This window comes from Rubrilithobacter danxiaensis, from assembly GCF_047272945.1.
Classification (GTDB): domain Bacteria; phylum Bacteroidota; class Bacteroidia; order Sphingobacteriales; family Sphingobacteriaceae; genus Rubrolithibacter; species Rubrolithibacter danxiaensis.
This window is the reverse complement of record NZ_JBKOPS010000006.1, coordinates 154,411-168,754: the sequence shown is the minus strand read 5'-3', so window position 1 is coordinate 168,754 and position 14,344 is coordinate 154,411. Positions and strand designations below refer to the sequence as shown.

Annotated in this window: 13 protein-coding genes and 2 tRNA genes; 7 read left to right on the top strand and 8 right to left on the bottom strand. The window is 35.7% G+C overall.

The features are described from left to right. Positions 1-5 precede the first annotated feature (5 nt). The gene (gene recR, locus ACLCDL_RS09490) at positions 6-623 is read right to left on the bottom strand and encodes a recombination mediator RecR (protein WP_423148049.1); all 618 of its coding nucleotides are present in this window, start codon (positions 621-623) and stop codon (positions 6-8) included. A 106-nt stretch (positions 624-729) separates the two neighbouring features. On the opposite strand from recR, the gene ACLCDL_RS09485 reads away from it, so the two are divergent. Beyond that, positions 730-2,208 carry a sodium:solute symporter gene (locus ACLCDL_RS09485; RefSeq protein ID WP_423148048.1) on the top strand — a complete coding sequence of 493 codons (1,479 nt, stop codon included), beginning with the start codon at positions 730-732 and terminating at the stop codon, positions 2,206-2,208. A 17-nt stretch (positions 2,209-2,225) separates the two neighbouring features. Further along, on the top strand, positions 2,226-2,930 hold the full coding sequence (locus ACLCDL_RS09480; RefSeq protein WP_423148047.1) for an LOG family protein: 705 nt from the start codon (positions 2,226-2,228) through the stop codon (positions 2,928-2,930). A 50-nt stretch (positions 2,931-2,980) separates the two neighbouring features. Here ACLCDL_RS09480 and ACLCDL_RS09475 read toward each other — a convergent pair whose 3' ends face one another. From ACLCDL_RS09475 to ACLCDL_RS09465, 3 genes are read right to left on the bottom strand one after another with little or no spacing between them, the layout of a single operon-like run. Next, a complete protein-coding gene (locus ACLCDL_RS09475) occupies positions 2,981-3,994 on the bottom strand; it encodes a sugar-transfer associated ATP-grasp domain-containing protein (protein WP_423148046.1) in 1,014 nt (337 codons plus the stop codon). 60 nt (positions 3,995-4,054) lie between these two features. Then, positions 4,055-4,651: a DUF502 domain-containing protein gene (locus tag ACLCDL_RS09470; protein ID WP_423148045.1), complete on the bottom strand. Its 597-nt coding sequence runs from the start codon at positions 4,649-4,651 to the stop codon at positions 4,055-4,057. A 2-nt stretch (positions 4,652-4,653) separates the two neighbouring features. Further along, a complete protein-coding gene (locus ACLCDL_RS09465; RefSeq protein ID WP_423148044.1) occupies positions 4,654-7,119 on the bottom strand; it encodes a bifunctional UDP-N-acetylmuramoyl-tripeptide:D-alanyl-D-alanine ligase/alanine racemase in 2,466 nt (821 codons plus the stop codon). A gap of 61 nt (positions 7,120-7,180) precedes the next feature. Here ACLCDL_RS09465 and ACLCDL_RS09460 point away from each other — a divergent pair, with 61 nt between their 5' ends. The 5 genes from ACLCDL_RS09460 to ACLCDL_RS09440 all read left to right on the top strand — a co-directional run bounded on the left by ACLCDL_RS09460 (position 7,181) and on the right by ACLCDL_RS09440 (position 10,232). Then, positions 7,181-7,672 (top strand): regulatory protein RecX, encoded by a 492-nt coding sequence (locus ACLCDL_RS09460; protein ID WP_423148043.1) that lies wholly within the window; start codon positions 7,181-7,183, stop codon positions 7,670-7,672. A gap of 68 nt (positions 7,673-7,740) precedes the next feature. Then, positions 7,741-7,813 (top strand) — tRNA-Gly (locus ACLCDL_RS09455). 50 nt (positions 7,814-7,863) lie between these two features. After that, positions 7,864-7,949: transfer RNA gene (locus ACLCDL_RS09450), tRNA-Leu, on the top strand. 157 nt (positions 7,950-8,106) lie between these two features. Next, the gene (locus ACLCDL_RS09445) at positions 8,107-9,153 is read left to right on the top strand and encodes an adenine-specific methyltransferase EcoRI family protein (RefSeq protein ID WP_423148042.1); all 1,047 of its coding nucleotides are present in this window, start codon (positions 8,107-8,109) and stop codon (positions 9,151-9,153) included. Next, the gene (locus ACLCDL_RS09440; protein ID WP_423148041.1) at positions 9,150-10,232 is read left to right on the top strand and encodes an HNH endonuclease family protein; all 1,083 of its coding nucleotides are present in this window, start codon (positions 9,150-9,152) and stop codon (positions 10,230-10,232) included. Before ACLCDL_RS09445 ends, ACLCDL_RS09440 begins: the two co-directional genes overlap by 4 nt. Positions 10,233-10,523: 291 nt before the next feature. On the opposite strand, the gene ACLCDL_RS09435 is transcribed toward ACLCDL_RS09440, so the two are convergent. The 4 genes from ACLCDL_RS09435 to ACLCDL_RS09420 form a co-directional block, all read right to left on the bottom strand. After that, the gene (locus ACLCDL_RS09435) at positions 10,524-11,378 is read right to left on the bottom strand and encodes a rolling circle replication-associated protein (RefSeq protein WP_423148040.1); all 855 of its coding nucleotides are present in this window, start codon (positions 11,376-11,378) and stop codon (positions 10,524-10,526) included. 288 nt (positions 11,379-11,666) lie between these two features. After that, entirely contained in the window at positions 11,667-11,996 is a 330-nt protein-coding gene (locus ACLCDL_RS09430; RefSeq protein WP_423148039.1) for a helix-turn-helix domain-containing protein, read from the bottom strand. A 60-nt stretch (positions 11,997-12,056) separates the two neighbouring features. Beyond that, a complete protein-coding gene (locus ACLCDL_RS09425; protein ID WP_423148038.1) occupies positions 12,057-12,944 on the bottom strand; it encodes a hypothetical protein in 888 nt (295 codons plus the stop codon). Position 12,945: 1 nt separating this feature from the next. Beyond that, a complete protein-coding gene (locus ACLCDL_RS09420; RefSeq protein WP_423148037.1) occupies positions 12,946-14,169 on the bottom strand; it encodes a site-specific integrase in 1,224 nt (407 codons plus the stop codon). Between the last annotated feature and the right edge of the window lie 175 nt (positions 14,170-14,344).

Sequence of the window (14,344 nt, the reverse complement as noted above, 5' to 3'; positions counted from 1 at the left end):
TAATGTTATTTAAACAAGTTATTCTCGTAGGGTACACGTGTTGCTATTGATCTGCCGAGGGTAACCTCATCTGCATATTCAATTTCGCCGCCAAATGCAATTCCCCGCGCTATCGTACTCACCTGAATGGGAAAATCTTTTAATTTCTTATAGATGTAGAAAATAGTGGTATCACCTTCCATTGTGGCACTTAATGCCAGTATCACTTCCTGGATTTCTCCTGTTTTTACGCGTTCTGCAAGCGATTCAATAGTTAAGTCTGACGGACCAATTCCATCCATTGGAGATATTAAACCGCCAAGAACATGGTACAAACCGTTGTACTGGTTAGTATTTTCAATTGCCATCACATCCCGCGTATCTTCAACAACGCATACTAACGACCGGTCTCTTTTTACATTGGAGCATATTTCACAGATAGCCTGATCGGAAATATTATGGCATACTTTACAAAAACAAATTTCTTTTTTTAGCTGGATAAGTGCCTGACTGAATTGTTCCACTTCGTTACTGCTTTGATTAAGCAAATGCAAAACCAGCCGAAGTGCTGTTTTCTGACCTATACCGGGCAATTTTGCAAATTCGTTTACCGCATTTTCAAGCAGGCGGGAAGAAAAGTTCATGCTGCAAACTTAAATAAAATAAAAATTTTTATCGCTTCAGGATTAACAGGAGGCGGTTTAAAAGACATAATTCATTACATTTAGCCGTAAACTTAATTTTTAACGTATGTCGCCGATAGTATTGCTATCATTTCTTATAGGATATTTTATTATTCTTATTGGTATTTCCTATCTAACATCAAAAAACTCAAGCGATAATTCCACCTTTTTCATAGCCAACCGAAACTCCAAATGGTATCTTGTCGCGTTTGGAATGATAGGAACGGCGCTGTCGGGCGTTACATTTATTTCAGTTCCCGGGGCTGTGGGATTGAGCAGCTTCGGATACTTTCAATTTGTATTAGGCAATGCAGTAGGTTTCATTTTTATTGCTACTATTCTGCTCCCATTATATTACAGGCTGCATTTAATTTCAATTTATACTTACCTGGAAAAGCGTTTAGGATACTGGAGCTACAAATCGGGGGCAATGATTTTTCTGATTTCCAGAACCATTGGTTCCGCTTTCAGATTATATCTGGTTGCAATCGTGCTTCAAAAATTTATTTTTGATGCCTGGAATGTTCCATTCTGGATAACTATCCTTATTTGCCTGATTTTAATATGGCTCTACACGTATCGCGGAGGATTAAAAACCATCATCATTACGGATACATTACAAACAGTCTTCCTCTTGTCGTCTGTAGTTCTCTCCATTTATTTTATTTCAAGCAGCCTACATTTTAATATTCCGCAAACATTCGAAGCGGTTAAAGAAAGCTCTTATTCAAAAATATTTTTCTGGGAAAATTTCCTTGGAAGCAAATCGCATTTTATTAAGCAGTTTTTAGGGGGGATTTTTGTAACTATCGCGATGACCGGGTTGGATCAGGATTTGATGCAGAAGAATTTAAGCTGCAAAAATATCGGGGAAGCTCAAAAGAACATGCTTACGTTTACCGCGGTTTTTGTGGTGATAAATCTTTTCTTCCTCAGTGTTGGTGCCCTGTTGTATATATACTCTTCTGCTAATAATATAGATGTCTCGGCTCTAAAAACTCCGGATCACCTGTTCCCTGAAATTGCCTTAAATCATTTAAATATTATCCCAGCTGTAACCTTTATGCTGGGTTTAACGGCAGCAACCTTTGCCACTACCGATTCTGCTTTAACTGCTTTAACCACTTCTTTTTGTGTTGATTTTTTGGGTTTCGACAAAAAAGAGAATCAAAATGATAAGCACTTAGTACGTACAAGGCACATTGTGCATATCATTTTTTCGATCATTATGCTGCTGGTTATACTGGTATTTAAAATAATTAACGATGAGTCGGTTGTTAACGCCATTTTTAAAGCAGCAGGTTATACTTATGGACCTTTACTTGGCCTGTTTGCATTCGGTATGATTTCGAAAAGAGCTGTAAACGATAAAATAGTCCCTTTCATCTGTTTATTAGCTCCGGCCCTATGCTTTATAATTGATCTAAATTCTGTAAAATGGACGGGATATGCCATCGGTTTTGAATTAATTATACTGAACGGGCTTATAACTTATTTATTATTACAGTTTAGCAGCAGGCCAACAACTGTTCAAACTAAATTTTAAACTTCTTTACTGCATTTATGACAAGTGACGAAAAAATAAGAAATGCCTTCGAGAACAAAGACTGGCAGGAAATTAAAGTAACAGACTCCTGGTCTATTTTTAAAATCATGGCCGAGTTTGTAGATGGATTTGAAAAATTAGCCAAAATTGGTCCCTGCGTTTCAATTTTCGGTTCTGCCCGCACATCAAACGACAATAAATATTACAAACTGGCCGAAGATATTGCCCGCTTACTTACTGAAGGAGGATATGGCGTAATTTCAGGCGGAGGACCCGGAATCATGGAAGCAGCCAACAAAGGAGCATATGAAAACGGGGGGAAATCTGTTGGATTAAATATTGAACTTCCCTTTGAGCAATTTCATAATAAATACATCGACCGTGATAAATTGCTGGAGTTTGATTACTTCTTTGTCCGAAAGGTAATGTTCATGAAATATTCACAGGGATTTATAGTACTACCGGGTGGATTTGGAACGATGGATGAATTATTTGAGGCCATAACACTGATTCAGACAGGAAAAATAGCAAGATTCCCTATAGTGTTGGTTGGAACAGAGTACTGGGGCGGATTAATGGACTGGGTAAAAGCACATATGTTAGAAGCCAAAAACATCAGTCCGGAAGATATGAATTTGTACAGACTGGTAGACACTGCAGAAGAAGCCGTTGAACATATCTTTAAATTCTACAATAAATATGTATTAAAGCCAAACTTCTAAAACCAAAAAGGCAGTTTTACAACTGCCTTTAATGGGATATATAATAAATATCAATTGTAAACGTCATAAAACTTCTTATTTAAATCATTAAGAAGCAGCGGTTCATGAACCTGGAATACATCGATATCTGAAACGTGATTGGATTCTATTATTTTGTACCCATCCGAAGTAATAGCAATATCCCAGCCTACATATTTTACATAATTAATAGAACTATGCAACGCTAATATTTCCTTTTTTATCTGCTGCCAAAAAGGAATTTCTAATCCTACAATGGGTTCATTACTATCTGGATGATGAGTAATACTCAATTTTTTAAACTTCTTTTTATTTAACAAGCAGGCTTTCTCTATAATTCCTGTATCGACATTAATTTTAGCCGAAATACCTCCCTGGGAGAAATTATCGACGGAGCCTGTTGAACTTACCCCAAAACGATGCAAGGCGCCAATGCTTTCTGCCTTATCACCAATAATGCAGGTAAGAAAACGAATTGTATTTAAAGATTGGGGATTAATATCGGCAGCATACTCATGCTGACGAATGTATGGTACCAAAACATGATTGTTAAAACCTTTAAAAATATCTTCTTTTTCAACAGCTTTACTTTCAATAGAATACTTATTTTCTTTTACCTCCAAAACTGCCACTCCTTTACCTCCCCAACCAGTACGAGGTTTAATTACAAACTTGTTTTCTTTTTCAAACAACTCATCTAAAGAAGAATGGCCCAGCAAATAGCATTTACCGTTGTCAACCAGCGCATAAACAGGAACTAGCTTATCTGTATATTGCCGTAAATACAAAAAATTAGAGTATTTGTCTTTAAACAGGTTTTTATATTTATGATTGATAAAAACGTGACTTAAGTACCTTTTATAATCCGGGATATAATTTTCTGATTTATATGTTTTAAAATCATAATACAAGCCTTTATCAGGTGTAAAACCTTTAAATATCAAAGGTAAGTGTTTAATATTTCTTGAATCTTTTAATTGTAAAAGAATACGCCTACAGTAAGCGAGTCCGGCAAGTAATTTGTCGAGTTGAATTTCACCTTTCATTGTTTTTACAAACAAAAAAAGGACACAATTGTTTTAGAAATTCAATTTTTCAATCCAGAATCACACTCCTCCGCTAACCCCGCCTGATACTACAAATTTCATTGCTTCAGTAGCACTCATTTGCAGGTGTTTCACTTTTTCTGCCTGTACGATACAAAGCTGGCCGGCAAAGGAATACGAAAATGGAAAATATACCGCAACTTCTCCGGCTAAGCCTACTTTTGAAAGATCCTTCTGGGTTAGAAATCCTACCTGTTTTAACCCTGTTTCATTTATCTCAACAATTACAGGTTCATTAAACTTCTTTTCATCACCCACAAATGCTTCTGTTAAATCTTTAATAGAAGAATACAGGAAATTGATGATTGGCAGTCTCTTCATCCAGCGGCTGAACCATATCTTAATCGGGTCAGTAATAAAGTTGGTGACAATAATTCCGGCAACCAAAATAATAACCAACACGGTAAGGATACCCAGGCCAGGAATATATACCGGTTTTCCTGTTTTTGAATCTACCCAAAGTATATTGCTAAGGTTCAAAGAATAATCAATGGTAGAAATTATCCAGTAAATCAAAAAAATAGCCGCTCCCAAAGGGACTACAATCAGTACTCCCTTTATAAAGTAATTTATCAGTGCTTTAAAAATCCGGTTCATACTTACTCGTAATAATAAATTCGTTTAACTCGCTGAGATACTCCTGTCAGTATTTCATAAGGTATAGTTTCCAGCAGTTGGGCAAGGTCTTCCACACGGATCTGTTCATTAAAAACAATTACCTCCTCCCCTTCTGCTACATTTAAACCTGTTATATCAAGCATACACATGTCCATGCAAATATTCCCAATGGTAGAAACTTTAACCCCATTAACAAGCATTTTGCCCCGCCCGTTTCCAAACTTCCTGCTGTATCCATCAGCGTACCCTATCTTAACAGTAGCTATTTTACCACCATCTGGTAAAATCCCTTTCCGGTTATAACCTACTGTATCTCCCGGCTTCAGTTCTTTAATTTGAGAAATACTGGTTTTCAATGTTGCAACCGTTTGTAAGGGGGAACTATCTTTATAGGTACCGTCTACACCATACAGGCCGATTCCTAACCGAACCATACCAAATTGTGCTTTTGGCCACCTGCTGATTGCTGATGTATTGGCAATATGCCTGATAAAAGAATAGCCAATAGCCTTTTCAATCTGATCTGTTAATTCTTCAAATATTTTTAACTGATGCCGTGTAAACTCGTCCTCTTCCTTATCCTCACTCCCTACCAGGTGCGAAAATACACTTTGCACTTTTATTGCAGGCGTATCTGCCAGTAAAGATAATAACAATTCTATCTCGTCCGGCATAAAGCCAAGGCGATGCATGCCTGTGTCGAGCTTAATATGTACCGGGTAGCCTTCCTTGTTCTTAACATTCAAAGCTTCCACGAAATCATAAAAAATTCGTTTACTGTATATTTCGGGTTCAAGATTATGTTCAATAATAGTATCAAAAGCTAAAAAATCAGGATTCATAACCACAATGGGCAATGTAATACCTGCTTTTCGCAATGCAACACCCTCATCCGCATAAGCAACGGCTAAATAATCTACCTTATTAAACTGAAGCAAGTTAGCAATCTCGTAGCTTCCGCTGCCATAAGAAAAAGCCTTTACCATTACCATTATTTTCACACCCGGATTTAGTAAAGCTTTATAATAATTCAGATTATGCTCTAAAGCATTCAAGTTTATTTCCAGAACGGTTTCATGAACTTTCTGGGTCAATGCTTTACTGATACGTTCAAACTGAAATGTCCGGGCCCCTTTTAAAAGAATCGTTTCATTAAAAAACTTCAGCTTCTCAAGGTTTTTCAGCAAGGTATCAGTATCGGGAAAAAATGCTTTCTCTAGGGTAAATTTGTCTGCATGTTTTGAAATCTCACTGCCAACTCCTATAAGTTGATCGACCTCTTTACTTTGCAGCAGATTTGCAACCTGCGAATATAAAAGATCGGTATCCGGGCCAGCCTCAGGAATATCAGACAATATTAAAGAACGCCTGATATGCTGGTTCTGCTGATTCAGAAAATCAAGGGCAATTGCAAGTGAAGATATGTCGAGACTGTATGAATCATCAATAATCGAACAGTTATTTATGCCATTCTTCAGCTCCAGCCGCATTCTCACCGGCTGAAGCTTTTCCAGGCGCTTATCCGCTTCTTCGGGCGAATATCCTAAAGCTAGTAAGGTTGCCCAACAGCAAATTCCATTTTCTACCGAGGCGGCATCAGTAAAAGGAATAAGACTTTGAATCTCCCCATTTTGAAACTTACCACGAAGAAATTCATACTTTCCTTCCAGAATTTCATCGTCTATTACTTCCAGGTCTGCTTTAAAATGCTGGCACCATGTAAAAGTTTTTTTACCAGGGATTTCACCTTTATAATTTTTAAGATAAAAAGGCGAATAAATAAAAAGGGATGTGTTTTGAAACAGAGAAAGCTTTTCTTTGATTTTCTCTTCAACCGAGGAAAATCCTTCATTATGAGCGTCGCCTATATTCGTTAAAATGCCAATTGTCGGGTTAATTATAGCTGCTAACGCTTTCATTTCTCCCGCTTTGGAGATACCTGTTTCAAAAATTGCCAGTTGATGGTCTTCATTCATTTCCCATACAGAAAGCGGAACACCGATCTGTGAGTTGTAACTTTTCGGGCTACGGATAATATTGTATTCCGGGGCAAGTAACTGGTATAACCATTCTTTAACAATGGTTTTTCCGTTGCTTCCGGTTATTGCAATTACCGGGTAAGTAAAACATGAACGATGATAAGCAGCCAGTGCCTGTAAAGCTTTTAATGTATCGGAAACTGTTAAAAAATTAGCTTCAGGAAATTTTTTGCTATCGAAATTAAAATCTGAAATAATAAAATTACGGACTCCTGCTTCATAAACCTCAGGAATAAAAGAATGTCCGTCACGACGGCCTTTTATAGCAAAAAACAAAGCGAATTTAATATCCGTTAATTTCCTGCTATCGTAGCAAAGCGTACGGATCTCAGCTTCCACATCAGCGATATTTCCTTTTGCTCCAACTATTCTTTCTATGTCTTTTACCGGATACAGTTTATGATTCATGCTTGCTAATTTCTCTTAAATTTTAGGATTATGATAAATATTTTTACGATTTTAATCAGATATGTCAGATGAACAACATCCGCAAAGAAAAGTTAAAAGTAAACAGGAGGCTCTGGCTAAAGCAGAGCATTTTTGCGCATACCAGGAACGTTCGCAACAGGAAGTAAGGGAAAAGCTTTACTCTATGGGTGCCTTTCCATCCGAGGCTGAAGAAATAATTTCAGAATTAATACAGGCTAACTTTTTAAATGAAGAACGTTTTGCAATAAGCTACGCGTTAGGAAAATTCCGAATGAAAAAATGGGGAAGACTTAAAATAAAACAGGGGCTGAAGTTAAAAAAGGTACCCGAGAAGTTAATAGGAGTTGCGCTAAAACAAATATCTGCAGATGAATACTCGGAGTGTTTACGCTGTCTTTTAGAGAAAAAAGCAGAAATACTGAATGAAAAAGATGCTTTTCGGCGCAGATACAAGCTTATACAGTTCGCTTCTTCAAAAGGATATGAAAAAGATTTAATAATTGATACATTGAAAAGCAGCGACTTAGCATAAGATTTCAAAAAAAATCAAAAAATAATTGACAGATTTGCTTTTCTGGCTATATTTGCACTCACCAAAACGCGAAAGTAGCTCAGTTGGTAGAGCACAACCTTGCCAAGGTTGGGGTCGCGAGTTCGAATCTCGTCTTTCGCTCTAATCCCTTCTTCGCAGGAGGGATTTTAATTTTAAAAGGTTAATCACCTGCTCGGGTGGTGGAACTGGTAGACACGCAGGACTTAAAATCCTGTTCGCCCTAAAGCGAGTGCGGGTTCGATTCCCGCCCCGAGTACAGTTAAATTCTTTACTGCTCTGTAGATTAGCTATTTACAGGGCATTTTTCTTTTTAGGGGACAAGATAGGGGACTGTTTTTGTTAAAGTTTTTAAAGCTCTATCTGATATAAAATTTATTATTAATTTAATCGCACCTGTAAAGTATTTAAAACGAATGGCGAAATCCTTAAATAATAATTTAAAAAAGGCAAAGGCAGGTAAAAACGATGAGTTTTATACTGAATTAACAGACATCGAAAAGGAGCTGCGACATTACAAACACCACTTCAAAGGGAAGACTGTTTTTTGTAATTGTGACGACCCAAGAATTAGTAATTTCTTTCATTATTTCTCACACAAATTTGAAGATTTAGAACTCAAAAAACTAATCACTACTTGCTACAAAAGTCAGGAAAGAGATTTATTTAGTAAATACAAGTCTGAAAGTGCAATTTGGTTGGAATATAACGGTGATAAAAACGGCGATAGGGTTCCTAACCCCGAAGAAATTGGAATACACCCTTTGAAAGGTGACGGAGATTTTCGTAGTCCTGAAAGTATAGAACTTTTGAAACAAGCCGACATAGTAGTTACAAATCCCCCATTTTCGCTCTTTCGCGAATACGTTGCGCAGCTTATTGAATATGGCAAAAGTTTTTTAATTATCGGTAATCAGAACAATTTAACTTACAAGGAAATTTTCAGGCTTGTACAAAAAAACAAAATTTGGACTGGAGTGGATAATGGAGGGACAAAATGGTTTAAAGTTCCAGACCATTATGAAATAGAAACCGAAACCAGAATAAAAATTAAAAACGGGCAGAAATATTTTAGCATGGGTAGTGTCTATTGGTTTACCAATTTAGATACCCGAAAACGACATGAGGATATAATTCTTTATAAGACCTATTACGGTAATGAAAGGTATTATCCAACTTATGATAACTATGATGCTATAGAGGTATCTAAGGTAGCTGAAATACCAGTAGATTATGAGGGTTTAATGGCTGTGCCAATCACTTTTATAGATAAATACAATCCTAACCAATTTGAAATTTTGGGGATTATGGATAGAGAGAATTCATCAGGGTTAAGAACTAAAAAGTACGAGAAATCAGAAGTTCCAAATGCTAATGATTTAAACGCACGTGGAGTTATCGTAATTAATGGAAATTATAAAGCCATGTATGCAAGAATAATAATTAAAAATAAACGGTTGTGATAATAAAACTTAGAGAAATTACGATTAGGGAAGTTTCGCAAGGGTACATAAACGACGATGAAGAAGGAGTTGTCGGATATGGTGGCAGCCTTAACATTCGCCCAAAATATCAACGTGAATTTGTCTATAAAGACAAACAAAGAGATTCTGTAATAGAAACTGTCAAAAAGGATTTTCCGCTCAATGTAATGTATTGGGTAAAAAACGACGATAACACTTTCGAGGTTTTAGATGGACAGCAACGAACCATTAGCCTTTGCGAATACGTAACGGGTAGCTTTTCTTTAAATTCAATGTATTTCAACAACCTTACAAACGTTGAAAAAAACCAGATTTTAGATTATAAATTAATGGTTTACTTCTGCGAAGGAAATGATAAAGAAAAATTGGATTGGTTTAAGACTATAAATATTGCAGGGGAAAAGCTTACAGCACAGGAATTGAGAAACGCCGTTTACACAGGTACATGGCTTACAGAGGCAAAAAAATATTTTAGTAAGACAGGCTGCCCTGCATACAAAATTGGGAGTGATTATTTAACAGGTTCGCCTATTCGGCAAGACTATTTAGAAGCAGCCATTAGTTGGTTAAGCAACGACAATATTGAGCAATATATGGCGGAAAACCAGCACAAGGAAAATGCTAATGAATTATGGTTGTATTTTAAGAACCTGATAAGTTGGGTTGAAGTGATATTTCCAAAATATCGCAAAGAAATGAAAGGCGTTAACTACGGCTTTTTATATAATAATTACAAAGACAAAGATTTTGATGCTAAGACACTTGAAGTAGAAATTACTCAATTAATGCAAGATGAGGACGTAACGAAAAAGTCAGGCATTTATGAATATGTAATAACGAGAAATGAAAAATATTTAAGTATTCGTGCCTTTACAGATAAACAAAAGCGTGAGGCATATGAAAGACAAAAAGGTGTTTGTCCTAAGTGCGGAGTAGTATTTGAACTGCATGAGATGGAAGCAGACCACATAACGCCTTGGCATGAGGGTGGTAAGACCATCGCGGAAAATTGCCAAATGTTATGTAAGTACGACAACCGAGTAAAATCAGGTAAATAAAACGGAAATTAAACTTCGTCTGTCACTTTAGAAAATGAGTAGAGCCACAACTTGTGGCTCTTACTTTATTTATAAATTGCTGAATACTCTTTACAATCGGGGCAGTAAAGAAAAAAATCAATCAATTCAAAGTCTTCCTGTTCTTTCCACAATTGCCTTTCCGAATCGGGTAGTTCATCAAACTCAAAGTAATATCTTTTGAAAGTACAAGAATTACATGTCTGTATTTGGTCTGCCCATAAACCTACAAGGTTGAAACTTTGCGGAGCTATATAAGCTTTTCTGTTTTTTCTATTTCTCGATTTTGGCATTGTTTTGTAGTTTAAGATTTGACCATACTTTTTGATTTTGAAAACCGATTTTGTCATAAAAGCGGATTGTTGATTTATCAAGGGGAATTAAATGAAGTGTGCAATATTCCATTTGAACTTCTTTTATAGCATCTCCTTTCAGTTTTTGTAATTGCTCGATGAATGAGTAATCGGAATAGAAATCCGTGTAGAGTGCCGAGATTTTCTTTGAGCAGTTCCAGACTTGACATTTAAACTTAGCCGTATTTTTAGTTACATACTTTGTTAAGTAAATGCCTAATTGAGATGGGTTTTTTGAAGAAACGGTTTTGACATCAAAGCCCGAGGAACCGGCTTTGCCGCGAGGAACTATCCCATGTGAAGCCTGCAAGTCCGTCCAATAATTTAGGGTTTTCTTTATGTCCCAATACTTGTTGGTTATTAAATGAAAATGAATATTGTCGGGAAACACTTTGTTCTCCGTTTGTCGTTCCGCTACCCACAAGTATTGAAAGTCTTTAGACCGCTTTTTAATGTTGTCCAAGAATTTTCTTAGAATGATAATTGCTTCTTCGTCTTTAACTGCATTTACAAAAGTCAGAGCGACAAATGTTAAACGTTTCTGAACTTGGGACAGAGCGAAAATTTTCTTTCGAATCTTTGTTTTAGTTCTTGGAGACATTTTGCGCTCCTTGACAACCTTTTCTTTCTTTACCGTTTCAACTTTTGCTTCTTTCTCTTTTGGTAAGCTTTTTTTTCTGTCGAGAGACGAGCCGGCAAATTTAGAATGATAGCTTTTTTTTGCTTGGAAAGTACCTAGTACCGAGCTTAATCCAAACGTGTTTTTCACTAACATGCCGTCTGAATCGTTGAGGAATAATTAAAACCATTATTAAAGGTGCCAAGCTGAACTAACCAAAGAAGATTAAAGGTTAAAAAAAATAAAGCCAAGAACTCAGGCACGAACTGACCCACATAGAATCGCTTTAAATACTGCCCTGTATGTCGGTCGTAAACATTAAAATACTTCCAGTCTTTATATTTTTTATTAAGGAAGTTTAAAACGAATACATTCAGCTTGTGGACATACTGCCATCTTTTGGGCTTTTCATTTTCGAAAAAAACTATTAAGGAATAGTCGTTCTTATGCACAACGACCTCCTTTCTTCATTTGTCCGAAATTTCGGGAAACTAATGCTTCTTCAATTTCCGCGAACTTGTATCGAATCTTGGAGCCGATACGGTAAGACTTGATTAAGCCTCTTTTGGTGTAAGTGTTAAGAGTAGGAAGCGAGATTTGAAGAATTTGAGCAGTCTCTACTCTTGTTAAAAGATTAGTGTTATCAACTTCAACGGGAGTTTCTAAACCTAACTTTTGCTTTTTACTTGGGAACTGTAAATGTTCTTTCAGTGCTTCACAAAACAACTCCCTGAGTTGTACTGTGGTTAATCCATTAAGAATAATCTGTGACATAATTTTTTTTTATGCCACAAAAGAATAGCGGAATTTAAGGGGTAACGGGTTAGAAAGGGGTTACTTCTTTCTTTCTTTTGCTTTCGTTAAATCGTTTTTTGCTTTTGCTACAGCATTTTCAAACCCTGTTTTTTCAAGTAATCTAACCACTATTTCTAAATTAGAGACAGTTATCGGGTTGTGGTCTGAGTTATGCCCTAAATAGGTTAGTGCTGCTTTTACTTTTGTTTCGCTTCGGTTTAGGAGTTTAGAAATGATATGACTTTTATTTTTATTAGTGGAAGTTTCAAACGATTCTAAAAGTCCTAAATAATGAAGTATTAAAATCTGTTGTTTTAAACTTGTTTCTGCATGCTCATTAGCCAAACTTTTACCTACTGGGTTTTTAATTTTCCCTTCTATAAAGGTTTGATACTTTGCAATTTCGCAGCCGTTAATTAGAGAAATTAGGTTTGGAGTACTATAGTTTTGTGTAGAAAGGCTCACTTCTTTTCCTTTTAAATAATATTCCCGATAACCGTTTAAGAAAAAATTTGACTGAGAGTATTCTTCTGCATTAAGAATGTTTGTTTTAGCGGCTTTTTGCTCTTGTTTTTCTACAATTGATTTAACCCTCTTTAGCTCTTCCTCGAGAAGTGGGAAAGGTTTTACAGCCTCGGATAATTTTGTTAATAAATCACTTTCTAATTTTTCAGAATCAACAATTTTTAAAGTTCCTTTTAATCTTACTTCTTCAAGTATTAGTTCATTTAAAATTTCGATTTCTTCGGGCGTTTTGCCTTCAAAATAAAAGTCAAAAATATCCGAGTGATTTAGGGTGTAGGTGAAATAGTAAGGGAAGTTTAATTTTTCTTGCCAAAACTTGTATTTGTCTCTAACCGAAGTTAAGCCCTTGAATTCTTTCTTTAATTCAAGAAGTTCTAATTCGGTAAATTTTGATAAAGTCATACTACTTAAAAAAAGGATGATTTATTAACCTATTAGCATTTTGTTCTTGTGTTACTCTAATGTATTTAATAAAAGACCGTTCCGACCGATGCCCTGTAATCTTCATTATATCCATGGACGGAATATCCGCCAAATAAGCATTTGTAGCAAAGCTTCGCCTTGCTGTATGGGTAGTTAAAAGTTGATATTTTAAAAATGATTCGTTAGTTTTTCGCCCACCCTGAATAGAGCCAATAATTACATTTTCTTTTAGTTCCGCAAGTTTTCCAATCTCTTTCAAATAATCATTCATTTTTTGATTGCTGATTACTTTAGGGAGACTATTTCCGTATTTAATAAAAACTTCTTTTACAAAAGGGTGAACCGGAATAACAACCGTTTCCCCTGTTTTTTGCGTTTTTATCTTTATTTGGGTATTGTCTTTTATAAAGTTGCTTTTATCCAATTTCGCTAAATCTGAAAACCTTAAACCTGTATAACAGCCTACAATAAACAAATCCCTCACTGATTCCAATCTTTTATTCTCTGATAAATCTAAAGCCCGCAGAAGGGATAATTCATCTTTAGTAAGGTACACAGTATCCACAGTGTCATTAAGCACCTTAAAGCGTTTATTTAGGTATTCTAAATTCATATTAATCCCTCTGTCGGTTGCTTCGTTCATAAAAATCTTAATGTCCTTAACGAAACTCCCTATAGTGTTTTGCGAATAATTTCTAAGGGTGAGGAATTTTATAAACTCATTATAGAAATCAAGGGTAATATTTTCAAATTTTAATTCCCCGTTGTTTTGTTTGCAAAACTCTTTTAATTGCCGTTGTGCTTGTTTGTAATTTCTTAAGGTATTAGGGCTTTTTGGCGAGTTATTAATGTATTCGGCTACGAAATCCATAAACTCCAATTTTTTTTCAGCCGGTTTTTTATTAAATGCTTTTTCAATTTCATCTTTTAATAAAGCGGGTGTAGGTACTTTATCATCATTTAATAGCTTTCTAAAAATGTTTTTTATAGTAGTTTCCCATTTATCCAATGAGGAATTAAATTCAAAATACTCTTCGTTTTGCTTAGTTATTTTGGCTCTTTGTTTTTCGGCATTCCAAAGTTTTGGCAAAATCTTTTCAGAAGTTGAGAGTTTTAATCTTTGGTTGTTGAAACGGAATAATAGATAAACCAATGTTTCCTTAGTGGAGGTTGGTTCTTTTAATACAAATGATACACTAGCCATCGTACAGGTTTATACTGAGATATATAAACAAATATAATCATTAGGCTATAAAAGGGGACGTATTAGGGGACGGTTTTATTTAATATAGTTTGTCTTCCTTTTGCTTTTCTTTACTCTGTATCTGGCTTATATGCACTTTAAAGACACTTTTTCATATAATCGAGGAAAGCTAAAT

What these genes read in the sequence shown, in the direction of transcription:
- recR (WP_423148049.1), bottom strand. Translation starts at nt 623, where the DNA reads ATGAACTTTTCTTCCCGCCTGCTTGAAAATGCGGTAAACGAATTTGCA.
- ACLCDL_RS09485 (WP_423148048.1), top strand. Translation starts at nt 730, where the DNA reads ATGTCGCCGATAGTATTGCTATCATTTCTTATAGGATATTTTATTATT.
- ACLCDL_RS09480 (WP_423148047.1), top strand. Translation starts at nt 2,226, where the DNA reads ATGACAAGTGACGAAAAAATAAGAAATGCCTTCGAGAACAAAGACTGG.
- ACLCDL_RS09475 (WP_423148046.1), bottom strand. Translation starts at nt 3,994, where the DNA reads ATGAAAGGTGAAATTCAACTCGACAAATTACTTGCCGGACTCGCTTAC.
- ACLCDL_RS09470 (WP_423148045.1), bottom strand. Translation starts at nt 4,651, where the DNA reads ATGAACCGGATTTTTAAAGCACTGATAAATTACTTTATAAAGGGAGTA.
- ACLCDL_RS09465 (WP_423148044.1), bottom strand. Translation starts at nt 7,119, where the DNA reads ATGAATCATAAACTGTATCCGGTAAAAGACATAGAAAGAATAGTTGGA.
- ACLCDL_RS09460 (WP_423148043.1), top strand. Translation starts at nt 7,181, where the DNA reads ATGTCAGATGAACAACATCCGCAAAGAAAAGTTAAAAGTAAACAGGAG.
- ACLCDL_RS09445 (WP_423148042.1), top strand. Translation starts at nt 8,107, where the DNA reads ATGGCGAAATCCTTAAATAATAATTTAAAAAAGGCAAAGGCAGGTAAA.
- ACLCDL_RS09435 (WP_423148040.1), bottom strand. Translation starts at nt 11,378, where the DNA reads ATGTTAGTGAAAAACACGTTTGGATTAAGCTCGGTACTAGGTACTTTC.
- ACLCDL_RS09430 (WP_423148039.1), bottom strand. Translation starts at nt 11,996, where the DNA reads ATGTCACAGATTATTCTTAATGGATTAACCACAGTACAACTCAGGGAG.
- ACLCDL_RS09425 (WP_423148038.1), bottom strand. Translation starts at nt 12,944, where the DNA reads ATGACTTTATCAAAATTTACCGAATTAGAACTTCTTGAATTAAAGAAA.
- ACLCDL_RS09420 (WP_423148037.1), bottom strand. Translation starts at nt 14,169, where the DNA reads ATGGCTAGTGTATCATTTGTATTAAAAGAACCAACCTCCACTAAGGAA.